Here is a 24,483-nt window from a genome sequence, read left to right on the forward strand (position 1 = left end):
GAGGATCTCATGATTTTATTTTTAGCAGGCACAAGTGATGCGAGAGCATTAGCCATTCAATTGAAAAATCAAGGTTTTCCTTTATTGGCAACCGTTGTTACAGAATCGGCAGCGGACAGCTTGAAAGCTGAAGGCATTTCTTATAAAGTGGGGCGGCTGTCTGAAAATGACATGATTGAATTAATTCAGATGCAGGAGATGACCACTGTAATTGATGCCAGTCATCCCTATGCGGAAGAAGCATCAAAAACGGCCATGTCAGCAGCTAAAGCTTGCAGCATTCCTTACATACGTTACGAAAGGCCAAATGAACAGTTTGCCTCACCGCTCATCACTGAAGCTGAAAGCTATGAGGAAGCAGCAAAATTGGCTCAATCGCATAAAGGGACAATCATGCTGACAACCGGCAGCAAAACGCTCGAAATCTTCACAAAATATCTGATGCGGGATGAGATCCGGCTTGTTTGCAGGATGCTTCCAAACATGGGAAACATGGAAAAATGCCAAAAGCTTGGCGTTAAACAAAAGGACATTATTGCGATCCAGGGACCTTTTTCCGAATCATTAAACAAAGCTCTTTATGAGCAGTATGAAGTGACCCTGATGATTACAAAAGAAAGCGGCAAAGTGGGATCGGTGGATGAAAAAATGACCGCTGCCCTGGAATTGGGGATTCCTGTTATTTTGATTAAGCGGCCGCCGCTTGTATATGAAAACTTCTGCACTTCTTTTGAAGAAGTGACTCAAAAATTGGGAGGACTTTACACATGGCAAACATGAACTTTAATACCACATTTGTACCATTAACGGTAGATCCGGATAAAATTTATGACCACAGCTTCGCGATTATTAAAGAGGAGATGGGCGAGCATCCATTTACAGATGAGCAGTGGCTGGTGGTTAGGCGCGTCATCCATGCCTCGGCTGATTTCGAGCTGGGGCGCAGCATGATTTTTACTTCAGATGCCATTGAAGCAGGGATTCAATCGATTTTAGCTGGCCGTCATGTCGTGGCAGATGTACAGATGATTGAAAGCGGGTCAGGACGCAAGCGATTCCAAAAGCATGGCGGGGACCTGCATTGTTATATTGCGGATGAAGATGTTTCTAAAGAAGCAAAGGCCCAGGGAACAACACGTGCGATCATTTCCATGCAAAAAGCAACGAGTCTGCATGAAGGAGGAATCTATGCCATCGGCAATGCGCCAACAGCGCTCCTGGAATTGATTCGTTTAGTGAAAGAAGGGCTCGCCAAACCTGACTTGATTATTGGCATGCCAGTCGGCTTTGTATCAGCGGCAGAGTCCAAAGCCGAGCTGGCCGTGCTTGAAGGAATCCCATTTATAACGAATGCAGGGAGAAAGGGTGGCAGTACAGTGACGGTCGCTGCGCTGAATGCCATTTCGATTATGGCGGATGAACGGGCAAAAGCAGCGAAATAAAAAAGATCCTTCCCAAATGCGGCACGGCTATACGACAGGTGCCTGTGCCGCAGCCATGACAAAGGCAGCACTGCAGGCGCTTGTGACCGGAGAGGTGCCCAATGAAGTAACGATTTATCTGCCGGTTGGCCAGTATGCCACTTTTAAAGTGACGGCTTTTGATCGGTCAGATGGACGGGTCATGTGCGAAACGATCAAGGATGCAGGGGACGACCCGGACGCCACACATCAGGCACGAATTCAAAGTACGGTCACATATGCAAAAAAAGAAGGCATCCATTTAGATGGCGGGATCGGTGTGGGAAGAGTCACAAAAGCAGGGCTGCCAGTAGCGGTAGGGCAGGCAGCGATCAACCCTGTGCCGCGTAAAATGATCCATGGTGTCGTCCAGGAAGCAATGGATAAATATAAAGTAAATCGGGGCATTGAAGTAGTCATTTCGGTTCCTGACGGTGTAGAAATTGCAGAAAAAACATTGAATGGCCGATTAGGGATTATTGGAGGTATCTCGATTTTAGGAACACGGGGAACGGTGGTGCCATTTTCCAGTTCCGCCTATATGGCGAGTATCGCTCAGGCGATCAATGTCGCAAAAGAAGCAGGTTGTGAGCATTTAGTCATTACCACAGGCGGCCGCAGTGAAAAATTTGCCATGAAGCAGTATCCGCATTTGCCGGAAGAAGCCTTTATCGAAATGGGCGACTTTGTCGGTTTTACTTTGAAGAATATTGCAAGGAAGAAGATTCCTAAAGTCTCTCTTGTAGGGATGATGGGGAAATTCTCAAAGGTTGCACAGGGAGTTATGATGGTGCACTCGAAAAGTGCCCCAGTCAGTTTCGAGTTTTTAGCAGGTATGGCCAATAAAGTGGAAGTCAATGAGGAAATTCAGCAGGACATTTTACAGGCAAATACGGCTTCACAGGTTGGTGAAATGCTTCAGGGAAACGAAGAATTTTTTGAAGCCCTTTGCCGAAACTGCTGCTATTATGCACTGAATCATATGAACGCAAACGTCAAAGTGTCGACAACTCTGTATGCCATGAACGGAAGCTGTCTAGGAAAGGCTGAGAATATTGACAAATTGGATGAAGATGATTGGTATCGGGGATAATGGCGCGGAAGGATTGCTCCCCCCATACATAGACTGGATTCATGAATGTGAAGTCCTGGTTGGCGGGGAACGCCATTTGCAATTTTTCCCGGAATTTACTGGAGAAAAAAAAGTAATCAAAGGCGGCTTGTCGGCATTAACGGCTGACCTGCAGCAGGAAACACGCAATACGGTTATTTTGGTATCAGGTGATCCGCTGTTTTATGGGCTTGGCGGTGTATTGGCGAGAAAGCTTCCATTGGAGATTTATCCTTACACAAGCTCTGTTCAGCTCGCTTTTTCAAAAATGCAGGAGAGCTGGCAGGATGCGTATATTGTCAGCCTGCACGGCCGTTCAATTAAAGGCTTTGCCCAAAGAATCGACGGGCGGAAAAAGATTGCTATTTTAACAGACGAAAAAAATACTCCGCAGGCCATTGCGAAGTATTTAAAGAAGTTCGGCATGACGGAGTATGATACCTTTGTTGCTGAGAATCTGCAGGGAGACGAGGAGCGCTGCCAGTTTCTCACCTTGGACGAAATGGAACAATCGTCTTTTTTTCCATTGAATGTAGTGATTTTAAAGCAGCGTGAGGCAGTGGAGCGCGCCTCACTGGGAATTCCGGATGATAAGTTCGTGCAGAGAAAACCGGATAAAGGCTTGATTACGAAAAGGGAGATCAGGACTCTTTGTATCCAAGAGCTGGAGTTAAAGGAAAACAGCATCGTCTGGGATATTGGTACCTGCACAGGCTCCGTTGCGATTGAAGCGGCTAAAATAGCCCGGGAAGGTGCCGTGTATGCGATTGAAAAGAATGAGGGCGATCTGGAAAACTGCCTGGAAAATCAATTAAAACACCGGACAGATTTCACGGCCGTCCTTGGAAAGGCGCCTGAGAAGCTGGATGAATTTCCTGATCCGCATGCGATTTTCATTGGAGGCAACGGCGGCAATATGGAGCTTTTATTACAGACATGCCATTCACGGCTGAAGCCAAACGGCCGGCTCGTTATGAATATTGCCACAATCGAAAATCTCGCTGAAGCGATGCAGCATTTGAAAAATCTGGGCTGCGAAGTATCCGTATTGCAGGCGCAGATTTCAAAAAGCAAGCCAATCCTGCATTTAACGCGCTTCGTACCGTTAAATCCCATTTTTATTGTGACTGCAAAGAAAGGAAAGAACTAAATGAGAATTGGAACTTTGTATGGATTAGGAGTCGGGCCGGGAGATCCGGAGTTAATCACGGTAAAAGCATTCCGCAAATTGCAGGAAAGCCCGGTCATTGCTTATCCCAAAAAATTAAGAGGCAGTAAATCCTACGCACATCGCATTGTAGACATGTATATAAATCCCGAAGAAAAAGAGATGCTCGGTTTGGTTTTTCCAATGACAAAAGATGAAGATACACTAAGGGCTGAGTGGACAAAATCCGCTGAAGCCATATATGGCTTTTTGTCTCAGGGAAAAGATGTCGCATTCGTGACGGAAGGGGATCCGATGCTGTTCAGCACATTTATCCATTTAATGAAGCTGATGCAGGCAATGCATCCTGATGTTCCGATTGAAACGGTAGCTGGCATCTCGTCCTTTAATGGTTCTGTTAATCGGTTAGGAATTGCCCTGGCTGATGGCGATGACCATGTCGCGATGATTCCGGCAACCGAGAATATGGAGGAAATGCGGCGGGTGATTGAAACTCATGATGCGATTGTCTTCATTAAAGTAGCGAAGGTATTGGATGAAATGCTGAATCTGCTGGAGGAAATGGATTTATTGGACAAAACACATGTTGTAACAAAAGTTACATCTGACGAAGAGGTCATATGGAATGTCCATGAGCTCCGGGGTGCAGAATTAAATTACTTGTCATGTATGGTGGTGCGCAAATGAAGAAAATTTGGATTATCGGGGCAGGTCCTGGAGATCCCGATTTAATTACGGTAAAAGGCTTAAAGCTATTAAATAAGGCTGATGTTGTCATGTATACCGACTCTCTTGTCAGCGAGACATTAGTGGCGGAAGCCAAGGAGTCGGCAGAGATTATCCGCACAGCCGGGATGCATCTTGAAGAAATGGTGGATTGCATTGTTGAACGAGTCCATGCAGGCAAAACGGTTGTACGTTTACATACAGGCGACCCGGCCATGTACGGGGCAACGATGGAGCAGGTGGCACTATTGAAGCAGCACGATATCAGCTGTGAAGTTGTACCTGGCGTCAGTTCTGTTTTTGCCTCCGCAGCAGCAGTCGGGGCAGAGCTGACCATTCCGGATTTAACGCAAACCCTTATATTAACAAGGGCTGAAGGGCGGACACCAGTGCCGGAGCGTGAAAAATTACAGGCATTGGCCAGCCATCACTGTACCATCGCGATGTTTCTAAGTGCGACCTTAACAAAGAAAATCACAAAAGAACTGCAGGCAGCCGGTTGGGCAGACAATACACCGGTGGCGGTAGTGCAGCGTGCTTCATGGCCGGATCAAAAAATTGTCCGCACCACATTGTCTGAGCTGGACGAAGCGATGCGTGTCAACGGCATCCGCAAGCATGCGATGATTCTGGCAGGCTGGGCATTGGACCCGCATATCCATGAGAAAGAATACCGCTCGAAGCTATATGACAAAACGTTCACACATGGCTTCCGCAAAGGTGTGACGGCGAATGATTAGTTTGCGCGAAGGTGAAATCCCGGTAATCGAAAAGCGCAAACCCTATGCCCTTGTTGCCATTACAAAGCATGGGGTGGCGCATGCAAGAAGCTATGCGGAAAAATTTCCATATGCAGATCTATATTATATGAAAAAATTCGAACAGGGCGATGAGGAAGCTCGGCAGATTCAATTATTTGATGGAACGGTCCGCCTATTATTGCCCGCATTGTTCCAGCAGTATAAAGGGATTATCTGCATCATTTCCCTCGGTGCTGTTGTCCGCATGATTGCCCCGCTTTTGATCGATAAAAAGAAGGACCCAGCCGTGCTGGTGGTTGATGATAAAGGCCAGTATGTCGTCAGCGTATTATCCGGCCATATTGGCGGTGCCAATGCATTAACACATGAATTTGCCCATGCGATTGGGGCGGCGCCTGTTGTGACCACCGCATCAGATGTTCAAAAAACAATTCCGGTCGATTTATTTGGCGCCCAATTTGGGTGGATGTGGGATAGCGAAGAAAAATTAACACCTGTCAGTGCATCGGTTGTCAATGAAGAGCATGTGGCGATCGTGCAGGAAACCGGGGAAAAGAATTGGTGGACGTATGACAGGGAAATGCCGGACAATCTAAAAATTTATCCATCAATAGAGGAAGCCATCAAGGCAAAGCCGCAAGCAGCACTGCTTATTACAGATCGCATTCTAGTACCGTATGAAGAGGCGATGCTTGAGAACGGGGTCCTGTACCGTCCAAAATCAATAGTTCTTGGTATTGGCTGCAATCGAGGCACATCATTGGCAGAGATTGAAGGAGTAATTGATGAAACATTGGCGGAGCTAGGTTTGAGCAAAAAAAGCGTCAAAGCGATTGCATCTATTAATCTGAAAAAAGACGAGGCAGGATTGCTGGAATTAACAGCTAAATATAACTGGCCGTTTGTTACATACACACCTGAAGAGCTGAATGAGATTCTGATGCAAAATCCGTCGGACACCGTCTTTAAATATACGGGCGCGTATGGAGTCAGTGAGCCGGCGGCCATGAGGTATGCGAATGCGAAGGAATTGCTGCTGGAGAAGAAGAAAAGCGGCAATGTGACCATCAGTATTGCACGCATCAATTTTGAGGAGGGAAGAGGATGAATCGATTTGTTCTGGCCGGAACAGGAAGCGGTGTCGGAAAAACAACCTTCACTATCGGCATTATGCGTGCGCTGATGAAGCGCGGGTTAACCGTACAGGGCTTTAAATGCGGCCCTGATTACATTGACCCTGCGTATCATACAGCTGTCACCAAACGCCCTTCCCGAAATATTGATAGTTTCATGATGTCCCATGATACCGTGCGTGCCATTGTCGCAAGAGCGAGCCGCGATACAGACGTATCGGTGATTGAGGGAGTGATGGGCTTTTATGACGGAAAATCACCATTATCCAATGAAGGTTCTGCTGCCCATATTAGCGGGATTACAAAAAGTCCCGTCATTTTAATTGTCAATGCGGCAAGTATGGCAAGAAGTGCGGCGGCGATTGTCAAAGGTTTTCAAATGCTGGATGAAAGTTCCCATATCGTTGGAGTCCTTGCCAATCAATTAGGAAGCAAAAGCCATTTTGATATTGTCAAATCAGCGATTGAACAAGAATGCGGAATTCCTGTCATTGGCTATCTCCCAAAAGGAGCTGTAGCCGAGATGCCAAGCCGTCATTTAGGGCTGGTGCCGGCCATAGAACGCGGTGATTTAGATTCCTATTTTGAAAGTCTGGCAGAAGCGATTGAAGAAACAGTGGATATTGATCAGCTTCTGAAACTAATGAAAGCCAAGGTATGGGAGGTCTCCTCTTCCATTTTTGATGCACAGCCGGAAAGACAGGAAGTACATATTGCGGTTGCCAGAGATGCGGCCTTTAATTTTTACTATGAAGAAAACTTAGAATTGCTGCGGGCCCATGGTGCCGCATTGCATTTCTTCTCTCCGCTGGACAACGAGGAAGTTCCTGAAATAGCGCAGGGGCTTTACATCGGCGGCGGCTTCCCGGAAGAGTTTGCTGAAGCATTGGCTAAAAATGAGGCAGCTAAGCTATCTATAAAGGCCGCGCTGGAGCGGGGAGTGCCGACATTGGCAGAATGCGGCGGCTTTATGTATTTAACAGAAGAAATTGTGGATCGAAAAGGACAGGCATTCCCGATGATCGGTGTGATTCCGGGCCGGGTCAGGATGCAGGATAAATTGGCTGCACTCGGGTATCGGGAAATTACAGGTGTTCCGGGCAACTTCCTGATGAATGAAGGAGAGCAGGCAAAAGGGCATGAATTCCATTACTCGGCATATGAAGGGAATCATCCTTCACCGGCCTATTTCAGCAAGGGCCGCTTCCGCTCTCAGAAGGAAGGCTATTTAACTGATAATCTTGTAGCCGGCTATACACACTTTCACTTTGCATCGAATCCGCAGCTTGTGAAAAATTGGCTGGCAGCTTGTTTGGAGGCAGAACATGAATTATTTTCCGTTATTAATGAATCTTGATTATAAAAAGGTGGTTATTGTCGGTGGCGGACATGTGGCACGCCAGAAGGCTGAAGCCCTGCTGCCGACAAAAGCCCAAGTAACTGTGATCAGCCCGGTGGTTACTGAAAAATTAGAGCAGTATATCCATGAAGGACTTGTGACATGGAAAGAAAAATCGTTCGAACCGGCTGATTTAGATGACGCGGCCCTGATCTTTGCTGTAACAAACGACGAAGAAGTAAACAATGCAGTGGAAGAAGCCGCACAGCATTGGCAGCTGCTCAGCCGTGCAGATGCAAAGGGCCGTATTGATTTCATTAATCCCGCAGTTGTCCGACGCGGTGAATTCGTTTTGACCGTATCAACATCTGGCGCAAGCCCCGGTCTGACCCGCAAAGTGAAGTCAGAATTAGCAGAGGAATATGGAGAGCATTATGCGCAGTATGTATCTTTTTTAAAGGAAGCCCGTCAGCGGATCTTAGAAAAGTTTACTGGGGATGAGAAAAAGCAGCTATTGGCAGAGCTTCTGGATCCTCAAATTTTGGAGTGGATAGAGCAAGGCGAGAAGCAAAAATGTGAAGACCGGCTGCTTAAGCGTATTGGAGAAAAGCAATGAGTGGATTTGTCTATATTGTTGGAGCTGGACCAGGTGACCCCAAACTGCTGACAATTCGCGGTTTGGAATGCATCCAGCAGGCTGATGTGATTTTATATGACCGTCTTGTGAATGTGGAAATGTTAACACACGCAAAAGCAGATGCAGAGCTGATTTATTGCGGGAAAGAGCCTGGCAGGCATGGATTGATTCAGGATGAAATCCATCGGGTGCTGGTAGAACAGGCAAACCTTGGCAGGCAGGTGCTGCGCTTAAAGGGAGGCGACCCATTTGTCTTTGGACGAGGTGCTGAAGAAGCGGCCATATTGCGGGAAGCAGGTATTCCCTTTGAAATTGTTCCAGGTATAACTGCCGGAATTGCTGCGCCTGCGTATGCAGGAATTCCTGTGACACACCGTGATCATGCGGCAAGCTTTGCGATTGTAACTGGCCATGGCCGCGCCGAAAAGGAGCAGGACTTTCTAAAGTGGTCTGCGCTTGCTCAAATTGACACGGTCGCCTTTTATATGAGCATTGGCAACATTGAACACATTACGAAAAGCTTAATAGCTAATGGAAAAAGCGGAACAACCCCTGCTGCTGTGATTGAATGGGGCACAACTGCCAGGCAGCGGACGATTACAGGGACACTCGAAACGATTACAGAGGATATCCGGATTCATGGCATCTCGAATCCATCGATGATTTTGGTTGGAGATGTGGTTGGAGTACGGGATCAAATTGCCTGGTTTATAGAAAAGGAGCATGAATTATGTTAGAAGCCTTGAAAAAACGCCGTGCGATTCGAAATTTTGAATTGCGCGAAGTAGAACGGGAAAAAATCGAGACATTATTAGCAGCAGCCACATACGCACCAAATGACCGCATGCGTGAGCCGTGGCATTTCTATGTATTGCAGGGAGAAAGCTTAAAACGCTACAAGCAGGTGGCACTTGATTACCTGCAAAAACGCTTTCCAGCGAAGCCGCATTTAGTGGAAAGCTCCATGAAAGCCATCACGAACACACCCCTGATTATTGTTGTGACATCCGCCATTGTTGAAGGCGATGAAGGGGCGACAAAAGATAATGTCTTTGCCGTAAGCAGTGCCATTATGTCGATGTGGCTGATGGCAGAACAGCTGGGATTAGGCATGGTATGGCGTACAAGAGGCGTTGGTCTGGTGCATGATACCTCACTGCATGATTTTATTGGTGCATCTGAGCAGGAGCAATTAGTGGGAACGCTATGCATCGGCTACCCGGCAGAAGAAATTGCTTCCGAGAAAAAGCGTACACCATTTGCTGAAAAGACTACGTGGCTTTAAGGAGGTATGGTCTATGGCACAAAAAGGGATGCTGCTGGTTTATACAGGCGATGGCAAAGGAAAAACAACCGCCTCGCTTGGTGTCGCATTAAGGGCAATTGGCCGGGGCATGAAGGTAAAATACTATCAATTTATTAAATCACCGGAACGTACATATGGTGAAAAGCTGGCCCTCAGGAAACTGGGTGTTGAAACTGTGCAGCTGGGAATCGGGTTTACCTGGACGAAAACACCGGAGGAGCACCGTGAAGCACTTGCAAGAGCCTGGCAGACGGTAAAAGAAGAATTAAAAGATGAAACAACAGATGTATTAGTGCTGGACGAACTGAATAATGCCCTGGCCATCACACGTTTTCCCATTGATGATGTGCTGCCATTAGCAGAGGTGCTGGAGGCCATTCAAAACCGTCCCAAAACGATGCATTTGGTGATCACAGGGCGTTCTGCACATCCTGCCATTCTCGAATTAGCCGATTTAGCGTCTACCATTGATGCCACCAAACATTATTATGCCGAACAGGATGTTAAAGCCATGAAGGGGCTGGAGTTTTAAGCAGCCTGCCCGGCTATTTAGGACCCTGTATCTAGTTAGGTTTTGGAAATTGAGGAGAATTTCAATGATAAAAGAATCCCCTTTGCAATACGATTTTGAGAAGCTCTGGAAAGAAGGCATGCTGGATTGGCATGGCAGGATGCCGGAGCGAATGGTAGATGATGGACTGGAGGAAGCCTTTTGGACGCAGTCCATGAAGAAAAAGAAATACAAGCAGACAGATGAGTATGCCAAAAGGATCTACGAAAAAATGAAGAAGCATATCCCGGAAGACTCAAGCTGTATTGAATTCGGTCCGGGATGGGGCAACTATACCTTTCCGCTCAGCCAGGATGTCAGAAGTTTAACGCTCGTGGATGGTTCAAAGAGCGTGCTCGCTTACTTAAAGCAGTATTTTGAAGAGGAGACCCCTATCCAGTTTGTCCACAGTAAATGGGAAGAAGCACCATTGGAGCCGCATGATGTCGTGGTGGGGGTAAACTGCTTTTATCGAATGTATGAAATGAATGAAGCGTTGAAGAAAATGAACAGGCTGGCAAAAAAGCGTGCCATAATCGGCTTAACGACCGGTCCTATTCAGCCGCATTACGTCCTGTTGGATGAACAGTTTGGCTATGACATTAAATACCCGCGCAGGGATTATATCATGATCGTCAACATGCTGTACCAGTTAGGCATTTATGCAGATTGTGAAATAATAAAGCTTGAGCGGGAGCACCGTTATGATACATGGCAGCAGTTACTTGATGCCGGGAGCAAGAAAATCTTATCTCCCCGGTTTGAGCAGGCACATGTAGAAGCTTCATTGGAACGATTTATTTCCAAAGAGGATGGCGGGTATGTGTACCGTTATCCTTTCCATGCGGCAATCATCAGCTGGGAGCCTGTGAAGCATATATGACAAGGGGACGGTTTGCATTACTGTTGGCTTCACTGGGGGCGGGGCTGCTTGCTTCCATGACTTTTGCCGTGATGGTGGGATCTGTGGACATTACCCCGCGCCTTATTTGGGAAGTGCTGTTCTCCAAGCTGGGTATATTCATAGCAACAGATTCTTCTAAGGCACAGGCGGTTATTATTTGGGATATACGATTCCCTCGTATTGTACTTGCGGCCATAGTAGGTGCCGCACTGGCCATTTGCGGGGCAGCCATTCAAGCATTAGTAAAGAATTCAATCGCAGATCCCTACATTCTGGGTGTATCTTCCGGTGCATCTGTTGGAGCTGCATCTGTTATTTTACTTGGTGCATTCAGCGTGCTTGGCGTCTATGCCATTTCCCTGGCCGCATTTTTAGGCGCCATTTTTGCGGTCATGATTGTGTTTTTTTTAGCACGCGTCAATGGACGCGTATCGGTCATTCGTCTCCTTTTGGCAGGAATTGCGGTTTCGATGGTGTTATCCGCCATTACCAATTTTATGCTGATGATGTCCAAGCAGCAGGGCGGCATTCAAGCGGTCATGCATTGGATGCTCGGCAGTCTGGCGGGCGCGAAATGGTCCAATCTTGGCATCCCGTTTTTTTCACTGCTGCTCGTTTTTATTCTGCTGCTCATGAATTATCGGCAGCTTAATGCTTTATTGCTTGGAGAGGAAACGGCCGCGACACTTGGCGTTAATCTGGACCGGTTTCGAATCTTTATCATTCTCTTTGTATCCCTTCTGACCGGTGTGGTCGTCGCGGTCAGCGGAAGCATTGGCTTCGTCGGGCTGATTATTCCTCACATCGTGCGGATGTTGGTGGGGTCTAATTACAAACTGGTTCTGCCGATAAGCGCACTGATCGGTGCCATTTTCTTAGTTTGGGCGGATATGGCCGCCCGTATGGTGCTGGCGCCTGAAGAAATGCCAATCGGGATTATTACCGCTATTTGCGGATGCCCATTCTTTATCTGGATGCTTAGGCGAAAGCGTTATTCTTTTGGGGACGGTGAGTAAGGATGCTCCAGGTCAAAAATATGTCCTTTTCAGTGCCGGACAAGCAAATTTTAAATAATATCACTTTTTCTGTGGAACAGGGAAAATTCGTTGGAATCATTGGACCGAATGGAAGCGGAAAATCGACGATGCTAAAAATCATTTATCGTCATTTAAAACAAACGAGCGGTTTCGTGACGTTATATGAAAAAGATATTCTCGATCTTCCGCAGAAAAAGCTTGCTCAGGAGTTAGCTGCTGTCAGTCAGGAAACACCGGTACTCTTCGATTTTACAGTAAAAGATTTGGTCATGATGGGGCGGACGCCGTACAAAAAATGGCTTGACGCTGATAAACAGGAGGACTTTGCCATTGCCGAAGAAAGCATGATGCTCGCAAATGTGCTTCACTTGGAAAACCGCATGTTTAACCAATTATCCGGCGGCGAGAAGAAACGGGTGATGCTCGCACGCGCCCTGGCACAGCAGGCAAACATATTAATTCTGGATGAACCGACCAATCATCTGGATATTGAACATCAATATCAATTAATGGATTTAGTGAAGGATTTGCCTATCACCATTGTGGCTGCCCTTCATGATTTAAACCTGGCCGCAGGGTATTGCGATGAACTCCTTGTCATGAACGATGGAGCTCTTTATATGTCGGGAACACCGGAGCAAGTCCTGACAGAAGAGACATTGAAGGAAGTCTTTCATATGCAGGCCGGTGTTTCGAAAAATCCATTTACCAAAAAACTTCATCTGTTTTTTCACACAAACTATTAACGTGAATTGAGGGACCTATGAAAATGAAAAGCAGCAGAATTTGGGCTTTCCTGGTTTTAGCGGCAGCATTATTATTGGCCGCATGCTCAGCAGAGGAAGCAAACACAGCAAAGGTGAAAAGTGAACAAGCGGAGCAGACGGAGAAAGTGGTTATTGAAAATGAAGGCTTTGTGAATGAATACGAAGCAGCGCCAAAGCGTGCGATATCATTGAATCAGCATGTGACAGAAATCATGCTGGCACTTGGCTTAGAAGATTCAATGGCTGGTACTGCATTCTTGGATAACGAAATTTATGAGCCATTACAGGAGGCATACGGCAAAGTACCAGTATTGGCAGAGCAATATCCATCAAAAGAGCAAGTCATCTCATCAGAAGCAGACTTTCTATATGGCGGCTGGGAAAGTGCCTTCAATGAGAAAAACATTGCAACACGTGAAGAACTAAAGGAATTAGGCATTAACAGCTACTTACAATCTTCATCTGTGAAAGTGGCACCAACCCTGGAAGATATCTATAGTGACATCCGCAATATCGCAAAAATTTTCCGTGTGGAAGAACGCGGTGAAAAACTAATTAACCAAATGAATCAAGAAATTGATGCCATTACATCCCAATTGCCTGAAGTAAAAGAGCCATTAGATGTGCTGGTTTACGACAGCGGGGAAACAGACGTGTTCACGGCCACACAAAACTTCATGAACACACTTGTCACAATGGCAGGCGGGCACAATGTCTTTGGTGATGTAAAAGGAAACTGGGCCACCGTCTCAAAAGAAGACGCAGTAGAACGCCAGCCTGATGTCATCGTAGTGATAGATTATGGCTCAACAACTGCCGAACAAAAAATAGAATTCCTTAAAAAGGACCCGGCCTTAAGCCAGACACCTGCCGTACAAAACGAACGCTTTGTCATCCTCCCGCTGTCGGCAGCATCTGAAGGAGTTCGTGTAGGGGAAGCGCTTGAGGTTTTGGCCAAGGGTTTCTATCCGGAGGCTTTTTAACATTTGGGTGTTTATGAGAACTTTGTTGCTTTTGAACGGTTATTTAAATATAACCGCTGAGTTGATTGGAGCGGAGGGCACTTGACTCCTGTGGGAGCAGCGGGACAGGTGAGACCCCACAGGCGAAGCCGAGGAGGCTCACCGCACGCCCCACGGAAAGCAAGTGCCCGCAGCGGAAAGCAACGGGCTTAATACTAAGCCTAAACAAGATTTCAAGATAGAGTATCAAAATTAATAGAGGGAGGTCACCTAATGACAACCTGGAACCTAACGCAAATGCAGCGTCACCTGCTAATATGCAACGGCGCAACCTGCATGGGTGCTGGAGCAGAAGAAGTCACACAGCAAATACGCGATGAAATCCGGAAAAACCGTTTAGACGAGCATATTCACACATCCCGTACCCGCTGCAACGGCCGCTGCAAAGACAAATGCGTCGTCATTGATTACCCAAAAGGAACCTGGTATTCAGTCCAGCAGGAAGAAACAGCCCGCGATATTGTTCATGAAGCAGTGAAGGAAGAGTCAATCATTTACTCCATGGAACACGGCGAACGCAAACGCAATGAAAACCGCATAAAAGGAATCGATAAATACAAGAAAGGAAAAGGAACAATGAAAAAAGCTGTCCTATTTGTCGGCCATGGCAGCAGGATGGAGGCAGGGAATCACGAAGTCCGCCAATTCGTTGATCAAATGAGAGACTATATTGACCCAGCCCTCTTGGTAGAAACCTGCTTCTTAGAATTTGCATCCCCCAATATTGAAGACGGAATTCAGATTTGTGCTGAAAAAGGGGCAGATGAAATCCATGTCATTCCCATCATCCTATTGCATGCGGGACACTCCAAGCTGCACATTCCAGCAGAAATTGAACATGCCAAAGAGCACTTCCCGGATATTCAGTTTACCTATGGCCAGACGATAGGGGTTCATGATGAGGTTCTTGAAATATTAAAAACAAGACTTGCAGAAACCGGCTTTGATGTAAATCAGACGCATGAAGATACAGCCATTTTATTAATCGGACGAGGCGGCAGCGATCCATATGCCAATGCTGATTTTTATAAGATCAGCAGATTGCTGTGGGAAATGTTAAATGTATCATTCGTTGAATGTGCATTCATGGGGGTTACAACCCCAACCGTCAAGGATGGGATAGAGCGCTGCATTAAACTTGGCGCCAAAAAAATCATCATGCTGCCGTATTTCTTATTTACCGGCATTTTAATGGAAAGAATGAACAAAATGTCCGAACAGTTTAAAGAAACCTATCCTCAAATAACCATAGATATTGCTGAATACTTCGGCTACCATCCAAAGCTGAGAACTGTGCTATTAGAGCGTATGAACCAAGCCCTTGACGGCACTTCGACTGGAATGCAGGACCTGGAAAATTTCCGTAAGTATGCAGAAGAACACGGTTATGAACATCATCACCATCATTAAAATGAATAATTCTATATGATAATGGATCCGGCTGCCAAATGGCAGCTTTATTTTTTTCTAAAAGCTTAGGTGCAAATTAGAATTAACAGGTTCAAAGAATAAATAAATTCAAAATGGGTGAATTTAGTACTATCTGTAATAGAAAGGCTGGTCTTCAATGGAGAAAAAATTATTAAACCTGCTTCTCGGATTGTGCATTTGTTCAGTTCCGTTTTTGTTTAAAGGGAAAAAAATGAGGGAGACATTAGTTATTTTTTTCTCGAAAGGCGTTCTTGCCACTCTGATTGATGCCTATGTTGTTGGAACAAAAAGAGTAGAATATCCAGTCCGCCCTTTTTCAAGAATTTTTAAAACGAATCTGATTTATGATATTTTGTTCTTCCCGCTTTTAAGTGTGATTTGGGTTAAAATTTCTTACAATGACAAGTTAGGCAATATTCTTCTCAAAAGCTTGCTGTTCAGTGTGCCAATGAGCATTGCCCAATGGTTCTTTGAAAGAAACACGAGACTATTTAGGTGGAGGAAATGGTCCATTTTCCATACATTTGGCAGTGTGAACTTTACTTTATTCACTATAAGAGGATTTGTCGGGTTTATTAAAACATTGGATCGATTAAAGAATAATCGGAACTTATCTGAGATGGAAGGTTAATGATGTTCTGCAAACGGCCTTATTATCTCCATAAAAAGTTAATGCTGCCATTACGGCAGCATTTTTTATGTGATTCTTACTCCTTGCAAAGTCTAAGAATGCACAACCGGGATTCCACGTTTAATGTGAATGGTCAGCTTTACTAAATTTACGCTCTGTCCATAAAAAAACGTCCGTTATTACCTTCGCTAATATAATTACGATTAGGTAACATGCAAAAAGAAAAAAATAATTCGTGCCTCCATATAACTTGAAAAGACCGAGACCTATAAGAAGAGGCTTAAAAACAAATGCTAAAACGGCAGAAGTCAGCACAGTATAAACATAGTAATTTTTTTTATGATTCAATGTCCATTGATAAACAAGCATAAATGTAACAGGAACGAAACTTGAGTCAAGGGATATACCTGGAATCATTGGAATCATTGGAAAAGGATAATTCAGCAGCCCGGAATTTTTATTGTACAAGTCGATATAGCCAAAAAGCATATGAATACTATAACCATAAAATCCTATAAAAAATAATTTCCTTTTATCAATTTTAAAAAATAACACAAGTAAAGGAACAATAAATAGCATAACCATAAACCAGTATTCAAAAGAAGTGTAAATGCTGAATTCCAACCAGTAATCATTTAAAGCTTTTTGTCCCTCTTTACCCATTTTGACAATATGATCAAATACTTTTAGCCGGTTTTCCTCCATGGCAAATGAACCCCTTTTAGCTGCGAGTTAGTTATGTCTATATTTCCAAATTTCTTATTTTTATATGTGTGATTATAAAAGGATATTGAGAAAGGATTAATCATTAACTTATCGTTTATCAAACAATGTTGAAGTAGTGAAGGACTAATTAATTCTTTATGGAATAAATAACTAACAGGAGACTAAAGAAAAAAAAGGTGTGTGGAATAAATGCAGGATGACATAAAGAAATTTTCACTAGTGGGTAAAGTCATAGCGGTTAGCTTAAGCCAAAAGCATACTTTCAGTAAAAAAAATCAAAATATCATAAAGCTGGTGAAGAGTTTAGGGGTTGAAGGAGATGCCCATTTTGGTTCAAAAGTTAAACACCGGTCCAGAGTGAAACAAAACCCTGACCAGCCGAATCTAAGACAGGTTCATTTAATCCACAGTGAGTTATTTCAGGAGTTAGCAGACCGTTTCCCTATTGAACCAGGGCAAATTGGTGAAAATATTACAACTTCCGGAATCAATCTTCTTGAATTGCCTGTAAACACAATCCTTTTTTTGGGGCAATCTGCTGTTATCAGGATAACAGGATTGCGCAATCCCTGTGCTCAAATCGATCAATTTCAGCCTGGCCTTTTACATGCAGTAATAGAGAAGGATGAAAATGGAAAACTCATTAGAAAGGCTGGTATTATGGGGATCGTGCTGGAGAGCGGAGAAGTGAAGCCAGGCGATGAAATCCGCGTTCAATTTCCGCCTAAGCCTTTTAAAAAGCTGGAAAGGGTTTAAAACCTTTTAAACAAATAGCAACTTTCATTCCGACACAGGGAGATGGATTTCTATTGAAAAAAATGCTGATTACTATTTTAATTGTACTGACGGCTATCTTCTATATTTTCATTGTTCCCCATGAGCCTCTGGCAATCAAAATTATCTTTAAGCTGATTCCTATGGTGCTCATTATTTTTTATGCATTCCGAAGACTCCCTGCCAGTCCAGAGCCGGCATTGCGTTTTGTCGTTATTGGCCTGTTTTTCTGCATGCTTGGTGATGGATTCATTGCTGTTTCGTTTGTTGCAGGTCTTGGTGCTTTCCTTGTAGGGCATCTTTTTTATTTGACTGGATTTTTCAAAATGTCTCGGATGTCAAAGCTGCGCCTTTCAGCCATCATCCCGATAGGTTTCTATTCTTTGATTATTGGCAGCCAGCTGATTGCTTCCTTATCTGAAGGAGGAAATGATGCATTAGTGATCCCGGTTATGGCCTACATGCTTGTCATTTCATTAATGGCCTTATCATCCATACTAACCGGGAACAAGAGGGCCATTGCCGGAAGCATTTTGTTTGTTATCTCGGATTCAATCCTTTCATGGAATATGTTTGTTTCAGATATTGTTTATTCAGATGTGTTTATTATGACTACTTACTACTCTGCCCAATTTCTGATTGCCGATAGCCTTGCTTCATTTGGAGAATCGGCAGGGGAAAAGGCAGCAATACTGGATGTAAAACAGCAGCTGTGATTTGTATGCCCAAAAGACTTTCTCTATAAAAAGAAAGTCTTTTATTCTTTTCCTGATCCTTTTTCCAGACCATGAAAACTCTCCATTCTCGTTATCCAATACCCACTGTAGTAAAGAGTGAGGAAGATGACAAAGTCATATAAAGTAGACCAGTTTTTTGGGTTATAAAAGTCGATGGCATCAAAGAAATTCATCCCTCCAAAAGCTCCAATGGCAGAGAAGAGTATTCCTTTAAAGAAGCTATTCATTTTAGGCATTATTTGAAGGGCAAACATTACTCCGACTGGAGCTAATGAAAAGTGATATGGCAAAAATAAAAATGGTGCCAGTGGAATAATGATCATAGGGTATGACCATAATCCCATAGATAACGCAGCTAAATCGATAATAAGAGACATTATGATGACTAATAAGCCAGCTAAGAGAAGACGCCCGGTGCTGTCCTTCTTCCTATACTTAAACCATATCAGCCAGGGAATGATAAACAAAGCAAGACCAGCCCACCATTGCCCCGTAGTAATAAATTCGTTTTTCACTATATCCGCGAATGCTGTGCTTATCTCCGTATATTGTTCGTATGCTTGTTCAGACTTGGCCAGTCCTTTTTCAAACGCCATGGCTGCGCCCCCATTCTTTTTACTTATTTTCAATTGCTTTTTTGTATTTTCTTTCCACCAATAGACAACATATAAAAGTAAGGAGGTCAAAAGATGCCTAACCCATTAGAAGCAATCTTTAATATGCTCAGAATTTCATTTGATAATACTAATGAACCGAAATCTCCGCTGCATGTGATTGAAGTCGGAGACTTGTGGAAGTATTTAACCCTGGTAGAAGAATTTATCCGGTATGAAGAAATGAGCTTAAACACAACTACAGATGATGAAGTGCGGGAAATGCTTACAGATGTAGTAAAGGTATGTGAAGCGCAAGTAAAAAGATTAAGCAAATTCATGAAAAACGAAGGGATTCCTTTACCTGACGTAACATCTTCAAAACCAAATTCAAACCCGAAGGATATTCCTTTGGGAGTTAAGTTAACGGATGATGAAATTGCCAATGGCGTCGCATTCAAATTAGTAATATGTTCACAAGCATGTGCAACGGGCCAGGTTGATGCTGTCCGAAATGATGTAGGGCTCATGTGGACTGAATTCTTTTTAGAATGGACAGCAATAGGAGCAACTGTAAAAACCTTGATGAGGAAAAGGGGATGGCTCAAAGTTCCGCCCTATTACTATGCTCCAGGTTCCCCACAAAGGTAGAAATCCGACTCAAAGGTTTGAGTTGGATTTTTACTTTTTAGGATGAGTTTTTTTGAGTAGAATTATAAATTCAAATAAAAGATCCATTTATAACAGGTGCCCGGATCTTAAGTCATCTAAATGGCTTAAGGTAAGGTGCCTTTTTTTGTATGTTTCAGCTATTTTTAGCCGGGTACAAGAAATGAAAAGCTTTTAAGATATATGAATGAGATTTTGGCTGTACCCCATAGGAGGGATATCAATGGATAAGGTAGATACCAGGCATATGGCAAGAGACACCGAGGACAAGCGGCAGAAGGCGGCTGGCACCAATGGGATGGCTGCTTCTGCGGTTCATGAAGCAACAGGAGCTGGTGCCGAAATCTTAAGAAACGGCGGCAACGCCATGGATGCCCTGGTCGCAATCCAATTTGCTCTTAGTGTGGTTGAAGTGTTTAACACTGGCATTGGAGCAAGCGGATATATCGTGTATTATGATCAGAAAACAAAAAAGACGAAGGTGATCAACGGTCATTCAAAGACCCCTTCAGGGGCAGATAAAGATCAGTTCTTAAATAAAAAAGGAGAGATTACTCCTTACTTTCAGCAGACCATTGATGCCAAGTCAGTAGGCATTCCCGGAATCATGAAGGCTATGGATGAAGGGCATCAAAAGTTTGGGACAAAGCCGCTGGAGGATCTGATTGAGCCTGCCGTTAAACTGGCTGAAGAAGGCTTTAGGGTGAACTGGCAATGGGACGAAGTCATCGAAATTCTTCATATCAGATTGGGGGAAGAAGCAAAGAAGTTTTTTATGCCGGAAGGAGTTCCTTTAGTGAAAGGAGACTGGGTTCAAAACAAAGACCTGGCAAAGACTCTTAGAATCCTGCAAAAGAAAGGAATACAAGCGCTTTATGAAGGTGAAATTGCAGATGCTATCATCAAGACACTTAAAGAGCAGGGCGGTATTATGACGAATGAGGATCTGCAAAACTATCGGGCTCCTATAGAAGAACCGGTGATAGGAACCTACAGAGACTATGAAATTGCCGTTCCAGGACCACCTAATGGCGGGGGAATTTCACTGCTGCAGATGTTAGGGATTCTGGAAGGGTTTGAGCTTAACAGGTATCGAGTATCTTCCTGGGAAAAGTATTATTTATTCTCAGAGGCAATGAGATTGGCATTCACTGATAAGCTGGCTTATATGGGAGATCCTAATTTTTCTGAAATTCCGGTTGAAGGTCTGCTTCAAGAAGAGTATTTAGAAGAACGGCGGGGAATGATCGACTGGAAATCGAGAAATCCGGAAATTGAATGCGGCAATCCCTGGAAGTTCCAGGGCAGCGATCGTCCCAGGGGAGAAGTAAAAGTGCATCAAACAGGAAAAGATACTACGCATTTTACCGTAGCTGACAGATGGGGGAACATTGCTGCATGCACGTCTTCGAATGAGCATATTATGGGCTCAGGCATCATGGTACCAGGTTACGGATTTTTGATGAACAATGATTTGACCGATTTTACCCCGGAACCGGACCATATCAATAGCCTGGCACCAAATAAACAGCCGGTCAGCGCAAAAGTACCTGCTATAGTATTCAAGGATGGGGTGCCTGCTTTAACGCTGGGCTCTCCTGGCGGTCCAACTATTGTTGCATCAGTTTCACAAGTTATCAGTCATATTCTCGATTTTGAAATGGATGTAAAAGCTGCAATCGAAGAACCCAGGATTTATAACAGTGTGGGACCGGATGTCTGGTCTGAGCAGGGCATTGGCCAAAGTGAAATTGACAAGCTCCGTCAAATGGGATTTCAGTTTGATGATACAGACAGGCCCATTGGCAACGTCCAGGCGATCTTCATTGACCAAAAAACTGGAATGCTGCATGGAGCTGCTGATTCAAGCAGGCCAGGATCAGCCATTGGAATTAACGAAGCGTAACCCTGTGATTATTTACAAAGGAGTGATTTCGTTGAATCAATATGAAGCCTATTTTGAAGACAAGATGCCTGAAATGATGAACTTGCTCGAGGAACTGGTGAATATAGACAGCGGCTCTTATCATAAAGAAGGAGTGGACAAGGTTGGCACTGTTTTGAGAAAGGAATTTGAGGAATTGGATATGGATGTACTTGTTCACCGTGAATCAGAGTATGGGGACCATCTGGAGATAAAAGCGGAAAAGGATAGTGACCCCAATATTATTATTATCGCCCATATGGATACCGTATTTCCGGAAGGCGAAGCAGAAAAACGCCCATTCAAAATGATCGGGGATAAAGCATATGGGCCGGGAGTGAGTGATGAAAAGGCAAGCCATGTATCCGTTTTGTACGCATTGAAACTTCTTAAGGAAAATGGCTCGGACGCATATAAAAATGTACACTTGATTTTTAATAGTGATGAAGAAATCGGATCTCGAAAATCAAAAGCCATTATTAAAGAGGCGTCGATAGGTAAAAAATTCTCACTTGTTGTTGAATCCGGAAGGCCAGATGATGGCATAGTCACAGAAAGAAAGGGAATTGGAAGATTTATCTTTGATGTTAAAGGAAAAAGCGCCCATGCCGGGGTTGAACCCGAAAGAGGAAGAAGCGCCATCGATGAACTGGCACATAAAGTAGTTAAACTTCATGATTTAAATGATTACGAGAGAGGCTTGTCAGTCAATGTGGGCTTAATTGACGGCGGCATCTCTTCTAATACCGTCGCCCCGGATGCAGAAGCGCAAGTGGATGTTCGAGTGAAGAATATGGAACAGGCAAAGGAGATTACGGCAAAAATCACAGAAATTGCAGAGGAGGAGGAAGTGCAGGGAACAGAAACGAGCTTATCAGGCAAAATTGGACGGCCGCCAATGGAAAAAGTCGCAGGAACGGATAAATTGATTGAGGAAATAAAGGCTGCAGGGGAAGAACTAGGAATGTCTATTAGGGAAGTCAGCACGGGCGGAGGTTCGGATGCAGCGTATACTTCCACTGAAGGCGTCCCAACCGTGGACGGCATGGGGCCGCTCGGAGAATTTTCCCACAGTGAGACAGATGAGTATATCGATTTAAAAACGTTTCCGAAGCGAACGGCTTTACTGGCAAGGACGATCGAGAGGTTAAGCAAAGTGTAGAATAGAAACGTGAAAGCCTGGCCTGAGTGGGCCGGGTTTTTTGATGAAAAAAAGAATGTGCCACGTAAGAATAAAAGCTTTAGACCTCCTGATTTTGATTAGTTTTTTATGAGAATGAAGACCATTCCTTTAGTATTTCAGAATGAGGATTATCTTTCCTTCAATAAAAAAATAATAAAAAACATTAATTATTTATTGAAAAACGATAAATAATAGATTAAAATCAAACTGAAAATAACAAGTGAGGTGTTTTTTATGGAAAAAGTAACAACATTGTTTTTAAAAATAGCCGTTTTTCTTTTAGGAGTCCCCATTTTAGTTCTGTGTATTTTTTTGGTCCCTGAACTGGGGCGAGTTGCAGGTGAATTGCTGCCGAAGTTTGCTTTCCTTAAATATTGGGTTTACATCGTGTTTTATGCTTCAACGATTCCTTTTTACTTTGCTCTGTATCAGGCGTTCAAACTTTTGCGCTATATTGACAAAAATAAAGCTTTCTCTGATTTATCCGTCATAGCTTTAAAGAAAATTAAATACTGTGCCATCACCATCGCCGGTTTGCATGTACTGGTTCTGCCGGTATTCTATATTTTTGCAGAATTAGACGATGCCCCGGGTGTCATTTTTGTTGGCTTGCTGGTTCCTTTTGCTTCAATGGTTATCGCAGTCTTTGCGGCAGTTCTGCAGAAGCTTTTGCAAGAAGCAATTGATATCAAATCAGAAAATGATTTAACGGTCTGAGGTGAGAACATGGCTATTATTATAAATGTTGATGTGATGCTGGCAAAAAGGAAAATGAGTGTAACAGAACTCTCAGAGAGGGTAGGAATCACCATGGCAAACCTCTCTATTTTGAAAAATGGAAAGGCGAAAGCGATCCGTTTTTCAACTTTGGAGGCCATTTGCAAGGCATTGGACTGCCAGCCTGGAGATATCCTGGAATATCGAAGTGATGAATAAGCGGGACTAGGGGACAGGTTCCTTGTACCAGACGGACGAAGAACCTGTCCTAAAAGGGAGGGATTAGAATGCATTTGACTATTCGAAAATTAGAAGCCCAGCCGACGAGATTCCTAAAGCAGCTTTTTCGTTTCGGCTGGGAGCAGGCTTTGTCCTGTTTGTTTCCTGTTGTCATTTTTGCTTCTTTAGCTTTGACCAAATTTCTGCCGCTGCCCATTCTGCCGCGGTATGACTGGCTGCTGATCATCTGTCTTCTAATGCAGTGGGCGATGGTGAAATCAGGGCTTGAAACAAAGGATGAATTGAAGGTTATTACCTTGTTCCACATTATCGGCCTTGCACTTGAACTATTTAAGGTACATATGGGCTCATGGGCTTATCCGGAGGAGGGTTATTCCAAATTTTTTGGGGTTCCTTTGTACAGCGGCTTCATGTATGCCAGTGTAGCAAGTTATCTGTGCCAGGCATGGAGGAGGCTCAAGGTTGACCTGGTCAAGTGGCCGCCATTTCTCGCAGTAGTGCCTCTTGCCGCTGCTATTTATCTGAATTTTTTCACCCACCATTATTGGATCGATATCCGCTGGTGGCTCTCCGGAATGGTTCTGGTCGTTTTTTGGAGATCCTGGGTCAGTTACGAGGTAGGCGGTATCCTGTACCGTATGCCGCTTGCACTATCTTTTGTGCTTATCGGATTCTTCATATGGATAGCGGAAAATATCGCAACATTCTTTGGGGCGTGGGAGTATCCCAATCAGACCGATGCATGGAGTCTCGTTCATCTGGGGAAGGTGAGTTCCTGGCTTCTATTAGTAATTGTCAGCTTCCTTATAGTGGCGACGCTAAAGCAGGTTAAGGAGAAAAACTCCGCTTAGGGAGCTTCTTGTCACAATTTATAACTTTTGCGTTCAAGTGTCATTTTCAAAGGCTATGCTTTTGACCGGCATCCCTCGGTACGTTA

The 24,483-nt window shown here is 44.2% G+C and carries 28 protein-coding genes; 26 read left to right on the plus strand and 2 right to left on the minus strand.

Annotated features, from left to right (window positions below; translation table 11 throughout):
• Positions 1-9: 9 nt before the first annotated feature.
• The 18 genes from cobK to JI665_RS22465 all read left to right on the plus strand — a co-directional run bounded on the left by cobK (position 10) and on the right by JI665_RS22465 (position 15,983).
• The gene (cobK, locus tag JI665_RS22380) at positions 10-780 is read left to right on the plus strand and encodes a precorrin-6A reductase (protein WP_206844328.1); all 771 of its coding nucleotides are present in this window, start codon (positions 10-12) and stop codon (positions 778-780) included.
• Entirely contained in the window at positions 768-1,442 is a 675-nt protein-coding gene (locus JI665_RS22385; protein WP_197216011.1) for a precorrin-8X methylmutase, read from the plus strand. Before cobK ends, JI665_RS22385 begins: the two co-directional genes overlap by 13 nt.
• Positions 1,417-2,553 (plus strand): cobalt-precorrin-5B (C(1))-methyltransferase, encoded by a 1,137-nt coding sequence (locus JI665_RS22390; protein WP_206844563.1) that lies wholly within the window; start codon positions 1,417-1,419, stop codon positions 2,551-2,553. Before JI665_RS22385 ends, JI665_RS22390 begins: the two co-directional genes overlap by 26 nt.
• Positions 2,528-3,721: a precorrin-6y C5,15-methyltransferase (decarboxylating) subunit CbiE gene (gene cbiE, locus JI665_RS22395; RefSeq protein ID WP_206844565.1), complete on the plus strand. Its 1,194-nt coding sequence runs from the start codon at positions 2,528-2,530 to the stop codon at positions 3,719-3,721. Before JI665_RS22390 ends, cbiE begins: the two co-directional genes overlap by 26 nt.
• Positions 3,722-4,426, plus strand: a complete 705-nt coding sequence (gene cobI, locus JI665_RS22400; RefSeq protein WP_206844331.1) for a precorrin-2 C(20)-methyltransferase — start codon at positions 3,722-3,724, stop codon at positions 4,424-4,426.
• Positions 4,423-5,205, plus strand: coding sequence for a precorrin-4 C(11)-methyltransferase (gene cobM / locus JI665_RS22405; protein ID WP_206844332.1), 783 nt, complete (start codon positions 4,423-4,425; stop codon positions 5,203-5,205). The genes cobI and cobM overlap by 4 nt, the downstream gene beginning before the upstream one ends.
• Positions 5,198-6,334, plus strand: coding sequence for a cobalt-precorrin 5A hydrolase (locus tag JI665_RS22410; RefSeq protein ID WP_206844334.1), 1,137 nt, complete (start codon positions 5,198-5,200; stop codon positions 6,332-6,334). The genes cobM and JI665_RS22410 overlap by 8 nt, the downstream gene beginning before the upstream one ends.
• On the plus strand, positions 6,331-7,716 hold the full coding sequence (locus tag JI665_RS22415; protein WP_206844336.1) for a cobyrinate a,c-diamide synthase: 1,386 nt from the start codon (positions 6,331-6,333) through the stop codon (positions 7,714-7,716). Before JI665_RS22410 ends, JI665_RS22415 begins: the two co-directional genes overlap by 4 nt.
• The gene (locus tag JI665_RS22420) at positions 7,685-8,314 is read left to right on the plus strand and encodes a precorrin-2 dehydrogenase/sirohydrochlorin ferrochelatase family protein (protein ID WP_206844338.1); all 630 of its coding nucleotides are present in this window, start codon (positions 7,685-7,687) and stop codon (positions 8,312-8,314) included. Before JI665_RS22415 ends, JI665_RS22420 begins: the two co-directional genes overlap by 32 nt.
• A complete protein-coding gene (cobA, locus tag JI665_RS22425; protein ID WP_206844340.1) occupies positions 8,311-9,072 on the plus strand; it encodes a uroporphyrinogen-III C-methyltransferase in 762 nt (253 codons plus the stop codon). The genes JI665_RS22420 and cobA overlap by 4 nt, the downstream gene beginning before the upstream one ends.
• Positions 9,066-9,620: a nitroreductase family protein gene (locus tag JI665_RS22430; protein ID WP_206844342.1), complete on the plus strand. Its 555-nt coding sequence runs from the start codon at positions 9,066-9,068 to the stop codon at positions 9,618-9,620. Before cobA ends, JI665_RS22430 begins: the two co-directional genes overlap by 7 nt.
• A gap of 13 nt (positions 9,621-9,633) precedes the next feature.
• Positions 9,634-10,173 carry a cob(I)yrinic acid a,c-diamide adenosyltransferase gene (locus JI665_RS22435; RefSeq protein ID WP_206844344.1) on the plus strand — a complete coding sequence of 180 codons (540 nt, stop codon included), beginning with the start codon at positions 9,634-9,636 and terminating at the stop codon, positions 10,171-10,173.
• Positions 10,174-10,237: 64 nt separating this feature from the next.
• Positions 10,238-11,074 (plus strand): methyltransferase domain-containing protein, encoded by an 837-nt coding sequence (locus JI665_RS22440; protein WP_206844346.1) that lies wholly within the window; start codon positions 10,238-10,240, stop codon positions 11,072-11,074.
• Entirely contained in the window at positions 11,071-12,111 is a 1,041-nt protein-coding gene (locus JI665_RS22445) for a FecCD family ABC transporter permease (RefSeq protein ID WP_206844349.1), read from the plus strand. Before JI665_RS22440 ends, JI665_RS22445 begins: the two co-directional genes overlap by 4 nt.
• A gap of 2 nt (positions 12,112-12,113) precedes the next feature.
• Positions 12,114-12,878, plus strand: coding sequence for an ABC transporter ATP-binding protein (locus JI665_RS22450; protein WP_206844352.1), 765 nt, complete (start codon positions 12,114-12,116; stop codon positions 12,876-12,878).
• A gap of 23 nt (positions 12,879-12,901) precedes the next feature.
• Positions 12,902-13,882, plus strand: coding sequence for an ABC transporter substrate-binding protein (locus JI665_RS22455; RefSeq protein WP_206844355.1), 981 nt, complete (start codon positions 12,902-12,904; stop codon positions 13,880-13,882).
• A 252-nt stretch (positions 13,883-14,134) separates the two neighbouring features.
• Complete coding sequence (locus JI665_RS22460; RefSeq protein ID WP_206844357.1) at positions 14,135-15,331, plus strand: CbiX/SirB N-terminal domain-containing protein; 1,197 nt, start codon at positions 14,135-14,137, stop codon at positions 15,329-15,331.
• A gap of 157 nt (positions 15,332-15,488) precedes the next feature.
• Complete coding sequence (locus JI665_RS22465; RefSeq protein ID WP_206844359.1) at positions 15,489-15,983, plus strand: CBO0543 family protein; 495 nt, start codon at positions 15,489-15,491, stop codon at positions 15,981-15,983.
• A gap of 120 nt (positions 15,984-16,103) precedes the next feature.
• Here JI665_RS22465 and JI665_RS22470 read toward each other — a convergent pair whose 3' ends face one another.
• Positions 16,104-16,688, minus strand: coding sequence for a hypothetical protein (locus JI665_RS22470; RefSeq protein ID WP_206844361.1), 585 nt, complete (start codon positions 16,686-16,688; stop codon positions 16,104-16,106).
• 210 nt (positions 16,689-16,898) lie between these two features.
• Here JI665_RS22470 and JI665_RS22475 point away from each other — a divergent pair, with 210 nt between their 5' ends.
• On the plus strand, positions 16,899-17,465 hold the full coding sequence (locus JI665_RS22475; protein WP_206844363.1) for an MOSC domain-containing protein: 567 nt from the start codon (positions 16,899-16,901) through the stop codon (positions 17,463-17,465).
• Between the two features lie 53 nt (positions 17,466-17,518).
• The gene (locus tag JI665_RS22480) at positions 17,519-18,199 is read left to right on the plus strand and encodes a lysoplasmalogenase (RefSeq protein WP_206844365.1); all 681 of its coding nucleotides are present in this window, start codon (positions 17,519-17,521) and stop codon (positions 18,197-18,199) included.
• A gap of 41 nt (positions 18,200-18,240) precedes the next feature.
• Here JI665_RS22480 and JI665_RS22485 read toward each other — a convergent pair whose 3' ends face one another.
• Positions 18,241-18,816, minus strand: a complete 576-nt coding sequence (locus JI665_RS22485; protein WP_206844367.1) for a CBO0543 family protein — start codon at positions 18,814-18,816, stop codon at positions 18,241-18,243.
• Between the two features lie 93 nt (positions 18,817-18,909).
• On the opposite strand from JI665_RS22485, the gene JI665_RS22490 reads away from it, so the two are divergent.
• From JI665_RS22490 to JI665_RS22515, 6 genes are all read left to right on the plus strand, one after another.
• Positions 18,910-19,464, plus strand: coding sequence for a DUF3231 family protein (locus JI665_RS22490; RefSeq protein ID WP_206844369.1), 555 nt, complete (start codon positions 18,910-18,912; stop codon positions 19,462-19,464).
• Positions 19,465-19,705: 241 nt separating this feature from the next.
• Positions 19,706-21,388 carry a gamma-glutamyltransferase gene (ggt, locus tag JI665_RS22495; RefSeq protein ID WP_206844372.1) on the plus strand — a complete coding sequence of 561 codons (1,683 nt, stop codon included), beginning with the start codon at positions 19,706-19,708 and terminating at the stop codon, positions 21,386-21,388.
• The gene (locus tag JI665_RS22500) at positions 21,309-22,568 is read left to right on the plus strand and encodes a M20 family metallopeptidase (protein ID WP_244671288.1); all 1,260 of its coding nucleotides are present in this window, start codon (positions 21,309-21,311) and stop codon (positions 22,566-22,568) included. Before ggt ends, JI665_RS22500 begins: the two co-directional genes overlap by 80 nt.
• A 255-nt stretch (positions 22,569-22,823) precedes the next feature.
• On the plus strand, positions 22,824-23,306 hold the full coding sequence (locus JI665_RS22505; RefSeq protein ID WP_206844373.1) for a DUF2975 domain-containing protein: 483 nt from the start codon (positions 22,824-22,826) through the stop codon (positions 23,304-23,306).
• Positions 23,307-23,315: 9 nt separating this feature from the next.
• Complete coding sequence (locus JI665_RS22510) at positions 23,316-23,525, plus strand: helix-turn-helix domain-containing protein (protein ID WP_048008671.1); 210 nt, start codon at positions 23,316-23,318, stop codon at positions 23,523-23,525.
• A 68-nt stretch (positions 23,526-23,593) separates the two neighbouring features.
• Positions 23,594-24,397, plus strand: coding sequence for a DUF817 domain-containing protein (locus JI665_RS22515; RefSeq protein WP_206844376.1), 804 nt, complete (start codon positions 23,594-23,596; stop codon positions 24,395-24,397).
• Positions 24,398-24,483 lie beyond the last annotated feature (86 nt).

The organism is Bacillus sp. NTK034 (assembly GCF_017303275.1).
Classification (GTDB): Bacteria; Bacillota; Bacilli; order Bacillales; family Cytobacillaceae; genus Cytobacillus.